Annotated in this window: 17 protein-coding genes and 1 pseudogene; 3 read left to right on the top strand and 15 right to left on the bottom strand. The window is 68.4% G+C overall.

Annotated elements, in window-relative coordinates:
* The 11 genes from HWX58_RS15485 to HWX58_RS14640 form a co-directional block, all read right to left on the bottom strand.
* Window positions 1-659 (bottom strand): LysR substrate-binding domain-containing protein (locus tag HWX58_RS15485; protein ID WP_368356428.1); only part of this gene is annotated, 659 nt, incomplete at its 3' end.
* Window positions 574-2061: a benzaldehyde dehydrogenase gene (locus HWX58_RS14685; protein ID WP_217703006.1), complete on the bottom strand. Its 1488-nt coding sequence runs from the start codon at window positions 2059-2061 to the stop codon at window positions 574-576. The genes HWX58_RS15485 and HWX58_RS14685, both read right to left, overlap by 86 nt.
* A gap of 27 nt (window positions 2062-2088) precedes the next feature.
* Window positions 2089-2988 (bottom strand): sugar phosphate isomerase/epimerase family protein, encoded by a 900-nt coding sequence (locus tag HWX58_RS14680; protein WP_175988998.1) that lies wholly within the window; start codon window positions 2986-2988, stop codon window positions 2089-2091.
* A 7-nt stretch (window positions 2989-2995) separates the two neighbouring features.
* On the bottom strand, window positions 2996-3778 hold the full coding sequence (locus HWX58_RS14675; RefSeq protein WP_175988996.1) for an SDR family NAD(P)-dependent oxidoreductase: 783 nt from the start codon (window positions 3776-3778) through the stop codon (window positions 2996-2998).
* A 70-nt stretch (window positions 3779-3848) separates the two neighbouring features.
* Window positions 3849-4670: an SDR family NAD(P)-dependent oxidoreductase gene (locus HWX58_RS14670; RefSeq protein WP_217703005.1), complete on the bottom strand. Its 822-nt coding sequence runs from the start codon at window positions 4668-4670 to the stop codon at window positions 3849-3851.
* Between the two features lie 13 nt (window positions 4671-4683).
* On the bottom strand, window positions 4684-5712 hold the full coding sequence (locus HWX58_RS14665; RefSeq protein ID WP_175988992.1) for a sugar ABC transporter substrate-binding protein: 1029 nt from the start codon (window positions 5710-5712) through the stop codon (window positions 4684-4686).
* Window positions 5713-5812: 100 nt separating this feature from the next.
* Window positions 5813-6796 (bottom strand): ABC transporter permease, encoded by a 984-nt coding sequence (locus HWX58_RS14660; RefSeq protein ID WP_250646287.1) that lies wholly within the window; start codon window positions 6794-6796, stop codon window positions 5813-5815.
* 1 nt (window position 6797) lies between these two features.
* The gene (locus tag HWX58_RS14655; RefSeq protein ID WP_175988988.1) at window positions 6798-8327 is read right to left on the bottom strand and encodes a sugar ABC transporter ATP-binding protein; all 1530 of its coding nucleotides are present in this window, start codon (window positions 8325-8327) and stop codon (window positions 6798-6800) included.
* Window positions 8324-9391: a zinc-dependent alcohol dehydrogenase gene (locus HWX58_RS14650; RefSeq protein WP_175988986.1), complete on the bottom strand. Its 1068-nt coding sequence runs from the start codon at window positions 9389-9391 to the stop codon at window positions 8324-8326. Before HWX58_RS14650 ends, HWX58_RS14655 begins: the two co-directional genes overlap by 4 nt.
* 48 nt (window positions 9392-9439) lie before the next feature.
* A complete protein-coding gene (locus HWX58_RS14645) occupies window positions 9440-10405 on the bottom strand; it encodes a transketolase family protein (RefSeq protein WP_175988984.1) in 966 nt (321 codons plus the stop codon).
* Entirely contained in the window at window positions 10405-11283 is an 879-nt protein-coding gene (locus HWX58_RS14640; protein ID WP_175988981.1) for a transketolase, read from the bottom strand. Before HWX58_RS14640 ends, HWX58_RS14645 begins: the two co-directional genes overlap by 1 nt.
* 234 nt (window positions 11284-11517) lie before the next feature.
* Between HWX58_RS14640 and HWX58_RS14635 the strand changes: the two genes are divergently transcribed.
* Entirely contained in the window at window positions 11518-13017 is a 1500-nt protein-coding gene (locus HWX58_RS14635; protein WP_175988979.1) for an aldehyde dehydrogenase family protein, read from the top strand.
* 102 nt (window positions 13018-13119) lie between these two features.
* Window positions 13120-13626, top strand: a complete 507-nt coding sequence (locus tag HWX58_RS14630) for a MarR family winged helix-turn-helix transcriptional regulator (protein WP_175988976.1) — start codon at window positions 13120-13122, stop codon at window positions 13624-13626.
* Window positions 13627-13743: 117 nt separating this feature from the next.
* Here HWX58_RS14630 and HWX58_RS14625 read toward each other — a convergent pair whose 3' ends face one another.
* Together HWX58_RS14625 and HWX58_RS14620 are read right to left on the bottom strand one after the other, a co-directional pair.
* Window positions 13744-14904, bottom strand: a complete 1161-nt coding sequence (locus HWX58_RS14625; RefSeq protein WP_175988974.1) for a MalY/PatB family protein — start codon at window positions 14902-14904, stop codon at window positions 13744-13746.
* Between the two features lie 65 nt (window positions 14905-14969).
* Window positions 14970-16523: an MFS transporter gene (locus HWX58_RS14620; RefSeq protein ID WP_175988972.1), complete on the bottom strand. Its 1554-nt coding sequence runs from the start codon at window positions 16521-16523 to the stop codon at window positions 14970-14972.
* 204 nt (window positions 16524-16727) lie between these two features.
* Here HWX58_RS14620 and HWX58_RS14615 point away from each other — a divergent pair, with 204 nt between their 5' ends.
* Window positions 16728-17915 (top strand): MFS transporter, encoded by a 1188-nt coding sequence (locus HWX58_RS14615; protein WP_368356429.1) that lies wholly within the window; start codon window positions 16728-16730, stop codon window positions 17913-17915.
* Between the two features lie 23 nt (window positions 17916-17938).
* Here the strand turns inward: HWX58_RS14615 and HWX58_RS14610 are convergent, their stop codons facing one another.
* Entirely contained in the window at window positions 17939-19108 is a 1170-nt protein-coding gene (locus tag HWX58_RS14610; protein ID WP_175988969.1) for a thiolase family protein, read from the bottom strand.
* Window positions 19105-19440: pseudogene (locus tag HWX58_RS14605) on the bottom strand (CoA-transferase); the annotation flags it as partial. The pseudogene HWX58_RS14605 and the gene HWX58_RS14610, both read right to left, overlap by 4 nt.

The following is a 19440-nucleotide window of genomic DNA, read 5'->3' as shown; positions in this document are numbered from 1 at the left end:
CGGCAGGGGCAAGCCCTTCGGCTGCGGCATGCGCACGGCAGCCGATGTGGGCAGCACGACGGCGGGCGCCACGGCATCCCGCCCGACGATCCTGCGCACCGTGTCCTCCCACGTCTGACGCGTGCCGCTGCCGGCCTCACGGGCGGCGAGTTCGGTGTCGGCGACCTCCTCGATCGGGATCGCCTGCCGCCGAGCCCACGGATGCGACGGCGCGACGGCGCGACGACCAGAGTGAGCGCGTCCATGCGCACGGTCGTGCGGGAGAGCCCGGCAGGCACGGCGGACGACTCGATGAAGCCGAGGTCGGCCGTGCCCTCATGGACCAGCACCTCGACCTCCGTGCTGTTCACCGTCATCAGCCGCACGGCGGTCGGTGCACGACCGGCGCGGACCTGTCGGTCCCGCAACGCGACGAGCCACGCAGGGATCATGTGGGCGGACACCGTCTGGCTCGCGGCGACCGTGAGCTCACGCGACCGCGGGGTGTCGATGCCGCGGCCATCGCGGCGCGCGCCTGATCCCGACGGGGCGCTGCGGGGCGCCGCCCTTCGCCGTCGACGCCCCGCGCACCTCTTACAGCGGGTACTGCCCCGGTTCCCGGCGAAGAGTGATCCAGCGGGTCTCCGTGAATGCGTCGATGTTCGCCTGCGCACCGCCATGGCGAGACCCTGTGCCCGATGCGCCGACGCCGCCGAACGGGCTGTTGGCCTCATCGTTGACCGTCTGGTCATTGATGTGCACGATGCCCGTCGGAATGCGCTGCGCCATCGCGAGAGCCGCCATGACGTCTCGGCTCACGATGCCCAGCGACAGTCCGTACTCGGTGCCCGCAGCCAGTTCGACGGCCTCGTCGTCGGTCGCAAACGGCACCACGGATGCAACGGGGCCGAACACCTCATCGCAGTACGCCGCCGCCTCGCGCGGCGGATCGGCGAGCACTGTCGGGCGGTAGAAGAGGCCCTCGTACGAGCCACCTGCGGCGAGAGTCGCGCCCTGGGCGACGGCATCCTGCACCATCGCGTGGACGCGGTCGCGCTGCGTCTCGTCGATGAGGGGCCCGAGATGCACCTGTCCCGCAGCAGGATCGCCGACGACCATCGAATCGGCTTTCGCCGCGAGCTTCGAAACATACTGGTCGAACAGCGATTCGTGCACGATGTGCCGTCCCACGGTCATGCAGATCTGCCCCTGATGCAGGAACGCGCCCCACGTCGCGAGGTTCACAGCCTGGTCGACGTCGGCGTCCTCACGGATGACGAACGCCGAGTTGCCGCCCAGCTCGAGGTGCGCGCGCTTCAGGTGACGCCCGGCGAGTTCGCCGACGATGCGTCCCGCACGGGTCGACCCGGTGAAGGCGATGACCCGCACATTCGGGTCGGTGACGAGCGCCTCACCGACATCGGCCCCGCCAGGGACGAGCTGCAGGAGCCCGGCGGGGAGACCTGCCTCCTCGAAGATCCGCACCATCGAGACGCCGCCGGTGATGACCGTGCGCGGGTCGGGCTTGAGCAGCACCGCGTTGCCCAGCGCGAGGGCGGGGGCGACCGCGCGGATGCCGAGGATGAGCGGCACGTTGAAAGGCGAGATGACCGCGACCACGCCGACCGGGACGTGCTGCGCGAGCGACAGCCGTGGCTCCTCGCTGGAGAGGATCGAGCCCAGCGGCGCCGACGGCAGAGCAGCGGCCTCGTAGCACTCTGCCGCTGTCACGTGCAGCGCGAAGCCCGCCAGCGGCGGGATCGCGCCCACCTCGCGGATGTTCCAGTCCATGATCTCGTCGGTGTGCTGCTCCCACAGCTGGGCGGCCCGCCGCAGCACGGCCGCGCGCTCGGGATGCGGGGTCGCCGCCCATTCTCGCTGCGCCTTCGCGGCCGAGGCGGCCGCCCGGGCGACGTCGGCGGGTCCGGCGACGCCGACCGACGCGACCGGTTCACCGGTCGCCGGGGCGATCGAGTCGATCTCGCCTCCGGAACCGGCGACCCACTCGCCGTCGATGAAGATCTTCCCGCCGAACACGCTCTCTGACATGAGGCGTTCGGTCGTACTGGTCTCGGTGGTCATCGGTTGCTCCTTCGTCGGTGTGCGGCCTCAGGCGCCGCTTCGTGAGAGCCGGCGAGCCCGCCTGCCCGGTATGCTCGCAGTCCACCCTGTGCGGATCACGCGGACCGCGTCGGATGCGAGCGCGATCCCATCGTCGTACGGTGCCCGCCAGATCGACAGCATGTCGGCCACCGCGTCGTCCATGAAGGGGCGCGAGAACGCCTCGATGCCGATGCGGCCCTGGTATCCGTCGTCGAGCGCCTCCTGCAGGACGCCCGGGATGTCGATCGCCCCGGTGCTGAGCAGACCGCGACCGGACTGTCCGAGCTCGAGATAGCGCAGTCGAGGCAAGGCATGACGGATCGCCTCGTTCATGTCGGCCTCCTCGACCGCCATGTGGAACGTGTCGAGATGGATGCCGAGATTGTCCGAGCCGCTCGCCGCGACATAGTCCATCGCCTCTCTCGCCGTGTTGATGGCCGCCTCTTCGTAGCGGTTCAGCACTTCGAACGTCAGCTGCACGCCGCGGTCCGCGGCATAGTCGGCGACAGCCCCGACTTCCCGCGCGCTCCGCTCGAACGCGTCTGGAGCCAGGGGCTCGCCGGGGCGGCCGAACAGGCCGTACGGCACGCCGCCGACCTGATCGGCACCCACCCGCGCGGCGAAGTCGACCGACGCCCGCAGCGCGGCTGCTCCTGCGGCCCGCTCGGCCGGGTCAGGGGACGACACATCCGCACCCGGCCCCTGTCCGCACATCGTGATCGGAAGCACTCCGGCGTCGGCGAACACGGCACGCAGCGCTGTCGAATCCGCCGCCGACTCGTCCAGCGGAGCGAGCACGGCCCGGCGGTAGCCCAGCTCACGGAGCCGTCCGAGGATCGGAGCGAGGTCGCCGGGTTCGGCAGAGCCCGTGACGATCGACAGATGACAGGCGAGATCGAGATCCATGTCGGACTCAGAAGACCGGCAGGTCGAGCCGTTGCTTGAAGACCGAGTACCCGTCGTCGACGCTCACGACGGTGCCGTTGATCGCGTTGGCCTCATCAGAGGCGAGGAACGCCACCACGTCGGCGATCTCTTCGGGCCTGGTCAGCTTGTTGCGCACCTGCTCGGCCGCGAACGTCGCCTTCAGCTCGTCGCTGAACTGGTTGATGATCGGCGTGCCCACACGGCCGGGCGTGATCGCGACGGCGCGCACGCCGTGCTCCGCGAGCTCGTACGCGGCCGAACGCGTGAACGAGATCACGGCGGCCTTGGCCGCGCTGTAGGTGAACGAGAGCTCGGCGGCCTGCTCGCCGTAGATCGACGAGGTGGAGATGATCACACCACCGCCGCCCTGCTTCTTGAACTGACGCCCGGCCGCCAGGATGCCGTAGTAGACGCCGTCCTGGTCGACGCGGAGGATCGGCGCGTAGTCCTTCTCGGGCTCGTGCTCGAGCAACGGCCGTCCGCCGGCGATCCCCGCGTTGTTGAAGATGACATCGACCCTGCCGAACACCTCGACCGCGCGGGCGACCATCGCCTCGACCTCGGCGAACACCGAGACATCCACCTGGCACGCGGCGGTGGCACCGTCGAACCCGGCAGCGGCGATCTCATCCGAGGCGTGCTGGGCACGCTCGAGCGAGATGTCTGCGATCAGCACCTTCGCCCCCTCGCGCACGAACTTCTGCACGGTCGCGAGACCGATTCCGCTGGCACCGCCGGTGATGATGGCGATCTTGCCTTCCAACCTCATATTGAGTACTCCTTGTTCTTGTTCCGCGGGCGGGGCGCGATGCCCCGCCCGCGGGGATGTGCGGATTCGATCAGAATCCGGTGTGCGAGAGGGCGAGCGCACCGCCGTCGACGGCGAGCACCGCCCCGGTGATGAACGACGAGGCCGGCGAGACGAGGAACAGCATGGGTCCTTGGATCTCCGCCATCGTCCCCATTCGTGCGAGCGGGATCGTGCCCGCCCACATGGCTTCGGCCTCGGGTGTGATCTCGACCGCCCCGTCGCCGATGCGCGTGCCCTTGAACGGACCGGGCGCGACCGCGTTGACGCGGATGCCCCGGGGGGCGAGCTCGAGGGCGAGCTGACGGACGAGGTTGAGGATCCCCGCCTTCGTCGTGACGTAGGCGTACGAGACCATCGGGTCCGTCCGCAGCCCTGCCGTCGAGGCTGTGACGAGAACCCGACCGCCGGTCTCGAGCACGCGAGCGGCAGCGCGCAGCGTCTCGAACGTTCCGGTGAGGTTGGTCGCGAGGACCTCATCCCACTCGGCATCCGTGTACCCCGCGATGCGTCCGGCTCCGAGGTAGCTCTCGCCGCCGGCGATGCCCGCGTTCGCGACCACCACCGTCGGTCGTCCGACCTCGGCCGTGATGCGCTCGAACACCGTGTCCACGGCTCCGCGCGCACTCACGTCGACCGCGTACCCGTGCGCGGTTCCCCCGGCGCGGATGATCCCCGCGACGACATCGTCGACGCGGCTCTCGCTCCGGCCGAGGACGACCACGGTGGCCCCGGCGGCGGCGTAGATCTCCGCCGCCGCCTGGCCGATGCCGCTGGAGGCACCGGTCACGACGACGACATCTCCGTGCAGGTCGGACAACGACGACAGCTCAGACGGCGTTGCAGTCCCCATCATCATGACCCTGTCAGAGCGTCGGCTCGTAGGTCGCGACGTTGCTGCGATCGATGAGCTCGCCGTCGAGGGGGATGAAGTTGGTGTCGGGCAGCGTCGCGGAGTCGCGGTAGTCGTTCATGAGCCCGATCATCTGGTCGACGACCTTGATCCAGTCCTGTGCGACAGACGCGTACATCGGGCCGTCTTTCGCGATCTCGACCGCGGTCTCGCCCAGCGCGTCGACTCCGGTGACGTAGATGTCGTCGCGACCGGCTTCCGTGATGGCCCGTGCCGCGCCGAGGGCGGCGTCATCCCAGCCGACCCAGACGCCGTCCAGACCCTCCGGGTTCGCCTGCAGGTAGTCGGTGACGAAGTTCAGCGCCTCGGTGCGCCCGGTTCCCGGATCGAGCGCCTGCTTCATATCGCCGCCGGCGATGATCGCTCCAGCCGCCTCGAGCTTGTCGAGCGCGAGGTTGGACCGGGTCTGGATGCCGACGTGCGGATCGTGACCGATCACCATGACGTTCTTGCCCTCGAGACCGCCCATGGCCTCTTCGAGGGCGCCGACGGTGAGATCTGCGATCTGATCCTGGTTGAACGTGATGTCGACGACGAAGTCGTCATTGGGCTCCACGCCGCCGTCGATCGAGAAGATCGGGATGTCGGCCTCCTTGGCCGCCTGGACGAGCGGCGCGATCTGGCGCGGGTCCGGGAACCCGGCGAGGATGACATCCGCCCCCTGCTGGATGGCGGTCTGGATGTCGCTGTTGATCTTGTCGTAGTCGAAGGCGCTGGTGTACAGCGTCACCTCCCAGTTCTCCTGGGCGTTGCCCTCGTCGACGAACGCGTCCAGGGTGAGCTTGCCTCCGGGAGTCGCGTATCCGGCGGTGAACGCGGCGACCTTGAAGACGCCGTCATCGCCCATTCCGTCGGTTTTGCCCTCGGCGCTCTGGCCGTTGTTCGCGGCCCCGGTGGTCACCGAGCATCCGGCGAGCGCCGCCACGGTGGCGATGGTGAGTGCAACGGCCGAGAGACGCCGCTTCCGGTTTGTCGTGCGCATGATCGAACTCCTTTGTCGTGTTTCGTGCTGCATGGGTGGGATCGTCGCGGCGGAGCCGCGACGGGGGATGTGGTCGTGCGAGGGCAGGCCGTCGGGCCCGTCAGGCGTTCTTCTGCTTGAGCCCCGACAGAAGGACCGCGGCGATGATGATGACGCCGATGAGGACCTGCTGGATGTAGGTGTTGACGCCCACGATGTTGAGGCCGTTCTGGACGACGCCGATGATCGCGACGCCGACGATGGTGCCGCCGATGTTCGCCTGCCCCGACCGCAGCAGCGTCATTCCGAGGAACACCGCGGCGACGGCGAACATCATGAGATCGTTCGCACTGGAGGATCCGGCGCTCCCTAGCCGGCTCACCAGGACGATGCCCGCGAGCCCGGACAGGAAGCCCGCGACGACGAAGGCGAGGAAGCGCGTGGAGCGGACGCTGACGCCGGAGAGCCGGGCCACCTCCGCGTTGCCGCCGATCGCGTACCAGCGGCGTCCGATCGTGGTGAAGCGCAGCACCGCCCAGGCGAGGAGGGCGATGATGATCGCGTAGACGACGGGGAACGGGATGCCGTTGACTCGGGACTGTCCGATGAAGCCGAACTCCTCCGGCCAGCCGTAGAGCGTCGTGCCTCCCGTGACGATCAGCGCGAGACCGCCGACCGTGGTCATCGTCGCCAGAGTCGCGACGAAGGCCGACAGGTTAAGATACGCGACGAGGATGCCGTTGACGACGCCGACGAGCGTCCCCACGACGAGCGCGAGGAGGATGGACACGGCGACGGGAACACCGGCGATCATGAGCGCGGCAGCGGATGCCCCCGACAGTGTCGCCGTGGTGCCGACCGAGAGGTCGAAGTCTCCGACGACCATGACGAAGGTCTGCGCGACCGCGATGATCGTGAGGATCGCGACCTGGTTGAGGATGTTCGTCATGTTGCCGGGCGTGAGGAACACGCCGTTGCCGGCGATCGTGAAGATGATGACGAGCACGATGAGCGCGATCACGGTGCTCCCCTGCCACACCCATTGCGTGGGCGAGGGGCGGTCACGCTCCACTGCGGCGATCGTGAGAGTGTCTGTCTGCGCCATATCAGGCGTCCCTTCCATATGCGTAGGTGAGGATGAGCTCGTCGTCGGCGCCGTCGGCATCGACTTCGCCGGAGATCCGTCCCTCGTGCATCACGAGGATCCGATCCGAGAGCCCGATGAGCTCGGGGAGTTCGCTGGAGACGGCGACGATCGCCGTTCCGGTCGCTGCGAGCTCGCGGATGAGCCGGTAGATCTCGGCCTTCGTCCCCACGTCGATCCCGCGAGTGGGTTCGTCCATGAGCAGCACCCTGGGGTTGCGCGCGAGCATCTTCGCGAGCACCACCTTCTGCTGGTTGCCGCCCGAGAGCTGTCCGACGGGCTGTCGCACGCCCCTGGCCTTGATCTGCAGGTCGGCGAGCGCCTGGCGGGCGAGCTGCACGATCCGCCGTTGCGAGACGACGCCGCCAGGACTCACCGACCGGAGATTGGCGATCGCGATGTTCTCGGCGATCGGGGCCGAGAGGATCACGCCCTGCGCGCGGCGCTCCTCGGGCACGAGGGCGATGCCGGCATCCAGTGCCCGGCCGACTCCACGACCCACCGGCCCGGAGCCGTCCACCCGCACCGTGCCGGCTGACACCTTCTGCGCTCCGGCGAGCAGGCGGAGCAGTTCGCTGCGGCCCGACCCGGCAAGCCCTCCGATGCCGACGACCTCTCCGGCGCGCACCTCGAATGACACATCGCTCACGCGGCGGCCCGAGAGCCCCTCGACGGAGAGCACGACATCGCCCGCGCCGGTACCGCGCGCGGGATACATCTCCTCCTGCTCGCGGCCAACCATGGTCGAGATGACGTCGTCGATCGACGAGTCCGAGACGTTCTTGGTCACGATGGTGCGACCGTTGCGCATCACGGTCAGCCGATCGCACAGCGCGAAGACCTCCTCGAGGCGATGCGAGACGTACACGATGGCGACGCCCTCATCGCGCAGACTCCGCAGGACGGTGAAGAGTCCTTCGATCTCGGTGTCGGTCAGAGCGGCCGTCGGCTCGTCGAGGATGAGCACCTTGGCGTCGATGGACAGGGCCCTGGCGACGGCGACCATCGTCTGCTGGACGGGCGAGAGGCCGCCGGCGAGGCGGCGCAGATTGATGTGCTGGCCCAGACGGACCAGCTGCGCACGCGCGTGACGGCGCAGCTCGGACCACCGCACGACTCCGAGCGTGGACGGCACATCCTTGCCCAGGACGATGTTCTCGGCCACGCTGATCGTCGGCACGATCGAGAGCTCCTGATACAGCGCGACCACACCGGCTCGGTTCGCTGCGCTCACGCCCGCGAACTCGACCGGCTCACCCGCGACGAGCACCTCGCCCTGATCCTGGCGGTGCAGGCCCGTGATGATCTTGATGAGCGTCGACTTGCCCGCCCCGTTCTCACCGAGGAGGGCGTGGATCTCGCCCGGCCGCACCTCGAGGTCGATTCCGCGCAGCGCCTGGACGCCGTCGAAGTGCTTCGTGATGCCGCGCACCTCGAGGATCGGCGCGTCGACGACGCGAGCGACGGTGTCGAGATCGATGACAGTGCTCATGCCCGCTCCTTCTCGTCGATGTCGTTGCAGCGCAGGACGACCTTCGGGAATCGTCCGCGCACGTGCACGTCGAACGCCTCGGCGGCCTCTTCCAGCGGGAAGACCGCCTGCGTCAGCTCGTCGACGTCCAGGTGCGGCAGCACCTGAAGCGCGCGCGGGAACGCGTACGGCGAGACGAAGACGCCGGTGAGGGTCAGCTCCTTCAGGTAGAGGTAGGACGAGAGGTTGAGCGGCAGCTCGAACTTCTCGGGATACATCGCGCCGTACACGACCGTGCCGCCCTTGGCGGCGAGATCGAGCAGCCCGGCAACGGCGTGCACCGACCCGGAGGCGTCGACGACGACGTCATAGCCGCGACCATCGGTGATGGCCGACGCGCGTTCGGACTGGTCCTCGTTCAGCGGGTCGATGACGAACTCGGCGCCATGGCGCAGCGCCATCTCGCGACGCTCCGCGATCGGCTCGCTCATCGTCAGCGAGGTCGCGCCGTTCATCTTCAGAACCTGCAGGGCGAGCTGGCCGATCGGACCACCGCCGCAGACGAGCACGCGGTCGCCGACACGGATGTTCGTCTTGTCCGCGATGCGCACGGCGACCGACGTCGGCTCGAGCAGGCATCCCTTCAGCAGCGACACCTCGTCGGGCAACCGGTACACCTGCGACTCGTGCCAGGTCACGGTCTCGGCCATGCCAGGGCGGTTGTACTCCTGGATGTGCTCGCAGAACTGCTGCCGCCCCTCCTGACACGGGCGGCACGTGCCGCAGAACCGGAGGAAGTTGCCGGCGACACGGTCTCCGATCCGGAGGCCGTTGCGATGCGCCCGCTCGCCGAGCGCCTCGACCAACCCGGACAGCTCGTGCCCAAGGCCGATCGGAACGTCTGTACCGAAGAATCCCTCCGCCAGATGGGGGTCCGACCCGCAGATCGCCGAGTATGCGACGCGGATGCGCACATCCTCGGGGCCGAGCGGCTGCTCGGGGAAATCGACCACGCCGATGCGTCCGCGCGTGCTCTCGTCAGGGTCGCGCAGGCTCCCGATCCGGGTCACCGCTGCCGTTCTCATTCGCTTCTCCTTCGAACCGATGTCAATGGTGTGGACGACATCTGGCCGTCAGCGCCCGGCGGAGATCACACGGCGGAGCGCCGCGACCGTGTCCGTCAGTCCGTAGCCGTGCTTGTCGCGCAGCTGTTCGTCCTCGCCGAATCCCGCGTATACCTGCGGGATGCCGAGGCGTTCGAACCCGCTCAGATGCACGCCGTTGTCGGCGACCACATCGGCGATCCGGGTGGCGAGCCCCCCGTAGGCGAGGTGATCTTCGAGGACGACGAACCGCCCGCCGGTCTCAGCCGCGCTTCGCAGCACGAGCTCCTGATCGATCGGCTTGAGCGTCCACATGTCGACGACGCGCACCGAGTGGCCCTCCGTCGCCAGCTGATCCGCGGCATCGAGCGCCTGGGCGACGGTCGTGCCGTGCGTGAAGATCGTGGCGTCCGTGCCCTCGCGGGCGATGATGCCCTTGCCGATGCGGACGTCGTGCTCGCCGGGCTCGTAGAGGACCTTGTCCTTCTTGCCGACGGCGAGACGGATGTAGATCGGCCCCTCCATCGTCATCGACTGGCGGATGACCTCGCCCACCATGAGCGGGTCGCCGATCGAGGTCACGGTCATGTTCGTCAGGGCGCCCATGAGGGTGAGGTCCTCGACGGCGTAGTGCGTCGACCCGCCGTTGCCGACCAGCCCGCCGTGCGTACCGATGATCTTCACCGGCAGGTTCGGATAGCAGACGTCGGTTCGCACCTGCTCGAGCGCACGCATCGACAGGAACGGGAGCATCCCGGACACGACGGGGATGTTGCCGTCGTAGGCGAGCCCCGATGCGATCCCCACGCACGCCTGCTCGGCCAGACCGACATCGATGAACCGATCGGGATAGGCATCGCGGAACTCGACGAGCGTGGCTCCGATGTCGGGGGTGAGCACGTAGAGGTTCGGGAACTCGTCGCCGAGCTCCGCCAGGGTCGATCCGATCACGGAGCGGGCGGAGAGCATCTCTCCGAAAGTGAAGGTCACGGGCATCAGACAGTCTCCTTCTCACGAGAGGCGTTGAGCGCCTCGAGAGCGCGTTCGAGGTCGGCGGGGCTCAGCGAGCCGGCGTGCCAGGCGAGATTGCGTTCCATGAAGTCGACGCCCTTGCCCTTGACGGTCTCGGCCACGATCACGGTCGGCGTGTCGGTGTCGGACGCCGGCAGGGCGTCGAGCGCGGCGACCAGTTGCGACATGTCGTGCCCGTCGACCTCGACGACGTTCCAGCCGAAGGCGCGCCACTTGTCCGGATACGGTTCGAAGACGACCCGCTCCTCGGCGAAGCTCGTCATGAGCTGGCGGTTGCGGTCGACGAAGGCGACGAGGTTGCCGAGCCTGTTGCTCCGGGCCGCCATCACCGCCTCCCAGACCGACCCTTCGCCGGTCTCGCCGTCGCCGAGCAGACAGAACACGCGGTGCTCATCCCCGCGGCCGCGGGCGCTGAGCGCCATCCCGACCGCGATCGGCAGCCCGTGGCCGAGCGAACCGGTGGATGCCTCCACCCCGGGCAGCTGCACCTTGCACGGGTGCATGCCGTATGCGCTGTCGAGCTGTCCGTACGTCCGGACGATCTCGTCGTACGAAAGGAATCCGCGGATCGCCATCGCGATGTACATGCAGACGGCGGCGTGCCCCTTGCTGAGCACGAAGCGGTCGCGCTTCGGGTTGGCGATATCGGCTGGATCGACGTTCATCCCGTACTCGAACAGCGCCGTGAAGATGTCCGCGGCGGACAGATCCCCGCCGATGTGCACGGCGCCCTCGTAGGTTCCGCACAGCTGCAGCAGCTTCTCGCGGAGCTCGAAGGCCAGTTCCTCGAGCTCGACGACGCCGGGTCGTCCTTCGGTCGCGGTCAGTGATGTCCGACCCATCGCATCCTCCTCATCGACATGTCGACGGGATACCGGTGCACGGGTCCTCGTCGACTCTCGGTTGCTCTCATCACCCGCTTCGACGTGGGCGATGTTGAGTGACGCTAACAGGTTCTCGTTTACAAGTAAAGAAGAATGCCTATAAACTTGTTTGGCAGCAACGCTATAACTTTGTTTGGTAGCGACACACAGTGATGTGCGCTGCTTCGACTCAGTCACAGAGAGGTGGGAACGATGTCGGAAACGAACGCCACGCGCACAGGGGTGCGCACGGGACTGTTCATCGGGGGCGAGGAGCGCTCCACCGAAGAAGTGCTTCAGGTCGCGGATCCCGGCAAGAAGGGCGTCATCGTCGGAGAAGCGGCATCCGCCTCTCCGCAGGACGTCGCCGATGCGGTGGCCGCGGCGAAATCGGCCCACCCGGCCTGGGCGGCGCTGTCGCCCCAGGAGCGCGCCGCTGCGATGGCGGACGCGATCGCCGGCATCGCCGATGACCGCGATGCCGATGCGGCGATCCTGTCGCAGGAGAACGGCAAGGTGCGGATGGAGGCGTGGGTCGACGCCCTCGTGTTCGAGCTGCGCTGGAACCTCGCGCTCATGCTGGCCGACCAGGTCGACAGCGGCACCACGCTGCCCGCAATCCCCGGAGCGATCCCCGTCTCGACCGAGGTGGGCTTCCAGTCGCTGGGCGTGGTCACGATCATCGTGCCGTTCAACTGGCCGATCGCGATTCTCGGCGCCGCGCTGCCGCACGCGCTGCTCGCCGGCAACACGGTCATCGTCAAGGCGCCGCCGTCCACACCGCTGGCCATCGCCCGGGTCGTCCAGCGCGTCGCCGAGAAGCTTCCGGCCGGTGTTCTCAACGTCATCACCGGCAAGGACGAGAACATGTCGGGACTCATCCAGAACGACGACGTCGCGAAGGTCTGCTTCACGGGGTCGGTCGGCGGCGGGAAGCGGATCATGGAGATGGCGTCGAAGACGCTGACCCGCGTGACGCTCGAGCTCGGCGGCAACGACGCGGCGATCTTCCTCGAGGACGCGATCCTCGACGACACGCACCTCGACCGGCTGTTCGCGGCCGTCTACGACACCACCGGGCAGATCTGCATGAACGCCAAGCGCGTGTTCGTGCACCGCTCGCGTCAGGACGAACTGGTCGCGGGCCTCGAGGCGCGCCTGAGCCAGGTGAAGCTCGGCTACGGACTCGACGAGGGCACCACGATGGGACCCCTGCACCAGCCGGCGCAGAAGGCGTTCGTCGACGAGATCATCCAGGAGGCGAAGGATGCCGGCGCCGACGTCCGCGAGTATGGACAGCTTCCCGGCGGCGAACTCTCCGAGGGCAACTTCGTCCGGCCGGCCATCGTGGTCGATGCCGACCCCTCGCTGCGAGTCGTCACGCAGGAGCAGTTCGGGCCCGTCATCCCGATCATCGCCTTCGATGACGAGGACGAGGCTGTGGCGCTGTCGAACGACACGTGGGCAGGCCTGTGCGGGTCGGTGTGGACCGCCTCGCCCGAGGCTGCGAACCGCGTCGGCTCGCAGCTCGAGTGCGGCTACGTCTGGGTCAACGACCACGGCGCGACCCGACTCGATCTGCGTGCACCGTTCGGCGGCGTGAAGGGCTCCGGCTTCGGCCGCGAGCAGGGCATCGAGGGAGTGCGCGCATTCCAGGACACCCGCTCGATCGCGACCATCGACCCCGACGCCTTGGCCGCCATGGCCCACTGACTCGCGGACGGACGACGTGCGGGTCCGCGGCCACCCCGGCCGTGACCCGCACGTCGGCTAGTGTGTGAGAACGACAGGGGATGCCCTGGAAGGAACAGATCAGTGAGCACAGCGGATGACGGGATTCAGCGCGAGCCACTCGGCAACACGATCGATCCCGACGAGTTCACGCCTCGCCTGCTCGCGCTGCTGTCCAATGCACTGGTGTGGCGCGAGTCGAACGAGCTGCGCCGACGTTTCGGCCTGGGCACCAATGATTGGCGTGTGATCTCGGCGCTTGCGCTGCACCCTGGAGCATCCGCCACCGAGGTCTCGGACTTCCTCGCCGTCAACAAGGCGGTCGTATCGAAGAGCGTCAACGTCCTCAGCGGGCGCGATCTCATCGTACTCATGGACGGCCCCCGCGGGTCGCGCCCGATGTACCTCACGGCCGCCGGAGTGCAGATGCACGATGACATGCTGCCGATCTCGATGCGCGGCCAGGAGATCGTGCTCGCGCATCTCAAGCCCAGCGAGATCGTGCGCGTCAACGAGCTGCTCCTGCGCATGCTCGTCGACGCTCGGGAGCTGCAGACGCTCGATCACGAGGCCGCAGCCTCGGTCGACTGACTCCGCCCGTCAGCGGCCGCCGACCGAGTGACCCGCACCTGCCGGCTCTCCAGGCGAGGTGATGCCGCAGACCTCGTCCAGCGGGAGCGGAGGCAGCGGTTCTCACCTGGTGAGCTCTCACCGCTCCCGCAGCGCCCACCCGATCCGCTCGATCGCCTCGCGCAGGATCGGGCGCGGCATCGCGAACACGAACCGCGTGAATCCGACCGCCGCCTCGCCGCACGCGGCCCCGTCGGTCATCGCGACACCGGCGTGCTCGCGGAACCACGCGCCGAGATCGCCCGACAGTCCGGTCTCCCGGAAGTCGAGCAGCGCGATGTATGTCCCTTCCGGCATGCTCACGTGCACGCCCGGCAGATCCTCGACGAGCTCGGCCAGCAGCCGTCGGTTGCCGTCGAGGTACGAGACGACATCGTCGAGCCAGGCCTCACCCGCGGTGTACGCGGCGAGGTTCGCGACCGCGCCGAGCGTCGACGTGCCGTGGCCGGTCCAGCCGCCATCTGCCTCCCACTTCTCGAGCGACTCCGTGGCGGAGAAGATGATCTGCGCGCATTTGAGTCCGGCGAGGTTCCACGCCTTCGAGGCGGATGCCGCAGTCACCGTGTGCGCCGCCGCCGCGGGTGAGACCGACGCATAAGGGATGTGCGTCGCCGGAGCGTAGACGAGAGGGGCATGGATCTCGTCCGCGAAGACCCGGCCGCCGGCATCCGTCACGACCGCCGCCACCTGGACCAGTTCGTCGCGCGTCGCCACCGTGCCAAGCGGGTTGTGCGGGTTGCAGAGCACGAGCATCTCGCCGCCCGCGGCGAACGCCGCCGCGATGCCGTCCAGATCCATCACCCAGCGGTCTCCGTCACGGATGCTGGGCACCTCGATCACTCGGCGGCCATGCCGAGGCGGCACGGAGAGGAACGGCATGTATGCCGGAGTCGGCACGATGATCGCGGCATCCGGCGAGGTGAAGTTCTTGATCGTGAACTCGAGGGCCACGATGACATCCGGCACGAGACGCACCTGGTCGGGTGCGAGCGTCCAGCCGTGGCGCTCGGTGTAGCGCCGAGCCGTCGCCTCCCGCAACGCGGCGTCGAGATGCTGCGGAAGGTAGCCGGTCAGCCCCGCCGCGAGGGCCTCGTCGATCGCCGACGTGATGACCGGCGCGACGCCGAAGTCCATCTCGGCGACGAAGGCGCCGATCGTGTCGGGGAACATCGTCCACTTGAGACTTCCCGCGGCACGCAGGTCTGCAGAGGTGAGCTGGTCGAATGGATGCGAGAGCATCACTCCAGACAATACGAGTGCGGCCGACGGGTCAACCGTCGGCCGCACTCGGGGCATGTTCGGGATCAGACCGGCTCGGGCTTCTTCCCCGACGGGTCGGCCTCGGGATCGGCATCCCGTCGCTCGTTCTCCATCTCGGCGACGGCCGGGACGATGATCTCGAGCGGCATCGTGCTCGTGTCGAGAAGCTCGTTCTCGTCCTGCTCGGCGACGAGCTCCTTGGCCTCGGCCTTCGTCTCGACCGTCGGGAACGAGCCCAGCAGCGGACGCTTGGCCGTCTCCTTCATCGACAGCATCGCGATGCCGCCGAGAGCCGCGAAGAACATGATGTAGAACGCCGGCATGTAGGTGTTGCCGGTCAGATCGATCAGCGCCTGGCTGAACAGCGGCGTCGTTCCGCCGAACAGCGAGACGGCCAGGTTGTATGCGATCGCCATGGCGCCGAAGCGCGAGGCTGTCGGGAACAGCGCGGGCAGAGCGGATGCCGAGATCGCGACGTAGAACGCGACGGGGATCGCGACCATCGCCAGCGCCAGCATGACCGCCCACTCCTGGCCGATCTGCATGACCGTGAACGCGGGGATCATCAGCACGATCGTCGACACCACGGCGATGCCGTACACGGGCTTGCGGCCGATCTTGTCGGAGAGCTTTCCGATCAGCGGCAGGCAGGCGCTCATGACGATGAGCACCGGGACGGTGGCGATCGCGGCCATGAGGTTGGAGACACCGACCTCGGTCTCGAGGTACGTCGGCATGTAGCTCGTCAGCGCGTAGCCGGCCGTGTTCGTCGCCGACACCAGCGCGATGCCGATGAGGATGACGCGCCAGTGGTGACGGAAGATGCCGATGATGCCGAGGCGGCCCAGCGGGTCGCTGCCGTCCTCCGGGCGGGCGTCTTTCTCCTCGGCCTCGAAGGCGGGGGTCTCCGGGATCTTCATCCGGAACCAGATCGCCACCGCACCCAGCGGGATCGCGACGAGGAACGGGATGCGCCAGCCGTAGTCGACCATAGCGCCGGCGCCCGAGATGCCCTCCACGATCCAGGTCGTGATCGCGACGGTCGAGGCACCGGCGGCGAAGCCGACGTACGATCCGACGTCGAGGAACGACGACCAGTACCCGCGCGAGCGGTCGGGCGAGAACTCCGAGACGTACGTCGTCGCACCGGCGTATTCGCCGCCGGTCGAGAAGCCCTGCACCATCTTCAGGAAGTAGAGAGGCACGATCGCCCACAGGCCGATCGCCTCGGAGGTCGGCAGCAGACCGATGAGCGCGGTCGCGATCGCCATCATCGTCATCGTCAGGAACAGCACGCGCTGACGGCCGATCCTGTCGCCGAGCGGCCCCAGGATGAAGCCGCCGAGCGGACGCACGAGGAACGAGATGGCGAATCCGAGCAGGGTCAGCAGCAGGCCGAGCCCGCCAGGGGCATCCGACGTGAAGACGGCGGTGAGCGTGACGGCGAGGTATCCGTAGATTCCGAAATCGAACCACTCCATGAAGTTGCCGACGACGGTTCCGGAGATCGCCGTGCGCAGCTTCGACTTCTTGACGACCAGGACGTCGTCGACCTCGAGCCTCCTGCGCTTCGTGACCGCTTTCTTTCGGCTGGACATTGAAAATCACTCCCTCGGGCCGAATTTGAACGCCGTCAAACCTAACGGCCTGTTCTTGACGTCCTCGGAGGCGACTCGACGTTCCACGTGATATCACGCGCGGGCGGGGCGCTCGGATCCGCGCAGCCTGCTGCTGTGAGATTCTGAGAACAACCGAAAGCGCGACCTGGACGGAACGCCGCTGCGCAAGAGAGGGACACGGACATCTCGGACACCGGATCTCGCCGCGCCGTCGCGGCGATCATCGCCCTGTGCCTCGTCGCGACGCTGATGCGTCCGGCGGTCACGGCCGTCGGGCCCGTCATCGACCGCATTTCGGCGGACACCGGCGTCCCGCTGGCCCTGCTGGGCTCTCTGTCGACGATCGTGCTCATCACCTGGGCCATCGTCTCGCCGTTCGCGCACGGGTTCGGACGCAGACTGGGTCTCGGCGGAGCGGTCCTCGTCGCCATGGGCCTGGTCGCGGCCGGTGTGCTGGTGCGGTCGATCCCCGGCTCGAGCGTGTGGCTGTGGATCGGCACGGCGCTGATCGGCGTCGCGCTGGCCGTCGGCAACGTGCTGCTGCCGGCCGTGATCAAACGCGACTTCCCGCTGCGGGTGCCGATGATGATGGGCGTGTACTCGGCGATCCTCGGCGGGGCGGGGGCAGGGGCATCCGGTCTCGCGGTGCCGATCGCCGACCTCTCCGGTGACGCCGCCGCCGGCTGGCGACTCGCCCTGCTGGTGACCGGCGCCGCTCTTGCTCCCTTCGCCCTGTTCGCCTGGTGGCGGGTGACCCGTCACGAGCGGCAGGCGGCGACGGCATCCGGCGCAGGACGCCTGGGCATCTGGCGCGATCCGGTGGCCTGGCAGGTCGCCGCCTACATGGGTGTGCAGTCCACGACGTTCTACGTGCTCGTCACCTGGATCGCGACGATGTCCGTCGACACCGGGCGCAGCGCCGCCCTCGCCGGCGTCGACGTGATGGTCTATCAGATCTTCTCGCTCGTCGGCGCGCTCACGGTCGCGTTGCTCATGCGCGGTCGCGGTTCGCGCATGACCCCGGGGATGCTGCCGGTGCTCGGCCTCATCGGCATCGCGGGGCTCATGGTGTGGCCCGACGGCATCGGCCTGTGGGTCGTGCCGCTCGGCGTGTTCTCCGGGCTGTCGCTCGGCGTCTCGCTGACGCTGATGGCCGATCGCGCCCGCGACCACACCGCCTCGTCGGCGCTGTCGGGCATGTCGCAGTCGGTCGGCTACACGATCGCGGCGATCGGTCCCGCGCTGTTCGGCGCCGTGCACGCCCTCACCGGCAGCTGGACGATCTCGCTGGTGATCCTGCTCGTGAGCATGACGCTGCAGGGCGTGGTCGGGTTCTTCGCCGGCCGCGATCGGTTCGTGCTGGAGAGGTGAGGCGAGCGCGCCGGGCTCCCCGATCACCGCTCCAGCACGACGGCGAGGCCCTGGCCGACGCCGATGCAGATGGCGGCGACGGCCACTCCTCCGCCGCGGCGGGCGAGCTCGTGGGCGGCGTGGCCGATGATGCGGCCGCCGGATGCTCCGAGCGGATGCCCGATCGCGAGCGCTCCGCCGTGGATGTTGAGCTTCTCGGGGTCCAGCTCCGGCCACCCGCGCAGGCACGCGAGCGACTGCGACGCGAACGCCTCGTTGAGTTCGACGAGGTCGACGTCGGCCCAGGTGCGTCCGGCCCGGGCGAGGGCCTTGTTCGCGGCCTCGATCGGTGCGGTCGGGAACTCGTCCGGGTCGACGCCGTGCGCCCCACGACCGGTGATCAGCGCGAGCGGCTCGGCGTCGAGGGCGCCCTCGGCGCCCAGCAGCACGGCGGACGCGCCGTCGTTGATCGACGACGAGTTCCCGGCGGTGACCGAGCCGTCCTCGGCGAACAGCGCCTGCAACCCCGCGAGCTTCTCGACCGTCGACCCGTCACGGATGCCCTCATCACGCGCCAGCTCCGCCCCGGGAACCTGCACGATCTCGCCGTCGTACACCCCGGCCGCCCATGCCGCGGCGGCGAACTCGTGCGAGCGGACGGCGAACGCATCCTGCTCTTCCCGGCTGATGCCCCAGGTGGTGGCGGTCTTCTCTGCCGCCTCCCCGTTCGAGATCGTCCAACCCTTGGGCAATGCGCGATTGGTCATCCGCCACCCGATCGCCGTGTTCCACAGCGTCTGGTTCCCGGTCGCCGGGTACGGTTTCGCGGACTTCTCCACCACGAACGGGGCCCGGCTCATCGACTCGACTCCGCCGGCGAGGATGAGCGACGCATCCCCCGCCTCGATCGCCCGCGACCCCTGGATCACCGCCTCCACGCTCGACGCGCACAGCCGGTTCACCGTCACACCGGTCACCGAGGTCGGAAACCCCGCCAGCAGCGCACCCATCCTGGCGACGTTGCGGTTGTCCTCCCCGGCCTGGTTCGCGTCGCCGAAGATCACATCGTAGATGCGCGCGGCATCCACGCCGGCGCGCTCCACGGTCGCGCGCATCACGGTCGCAGCGAGATCATCGGGACGGATGCCGGCGAGCGCACCGCCCGCGCGCCCGAACGGGGTGCGCACAGCGTCATAGATGAACGTGGTGGTCATGACAGCTCCAGTCCGGTCAGCTCTGAAAGGGACTCGACGGTATTGTCGCCGAACGCCTCGCGCGCGCGGAAGCCCTCGGGGGTCACGTCGAACACGGCGTGGTCGGTGTAGAAGCGGCTGCCGCAGCCGACGCCGGTGAGCGGGTAGGTGCACGAGCGCACGACCTTCGACGACCCGTCCTTGGCGATCAAGTCGGTCATCACGTAGACGTCCTTGGCCCCGATCGCGAGCTCCATGGCGCCGCCCACGGCAGGGATCGCCCTGGGCCGACCGTCGACCAGTTGGCGAGGTCGCCGTTCTGCGCGACCTGGAACGCGCCGAGCCAACAGACG

Source organism: Microbacterium tenebrionis, assembly GCF_903645325.1.
Classification (GTDB): Bacteria; Actinomycetota; Actinomycetes; order Actinomycetales; family Microbacteriaceae; genus Microbacterium; species Microbacterium tenebrionis.
The sequence above is the reverse complement of the archived record's forward strand: the minus strand, read 5'-3'. Positions and strand labels throughout refer to the sequence as shown.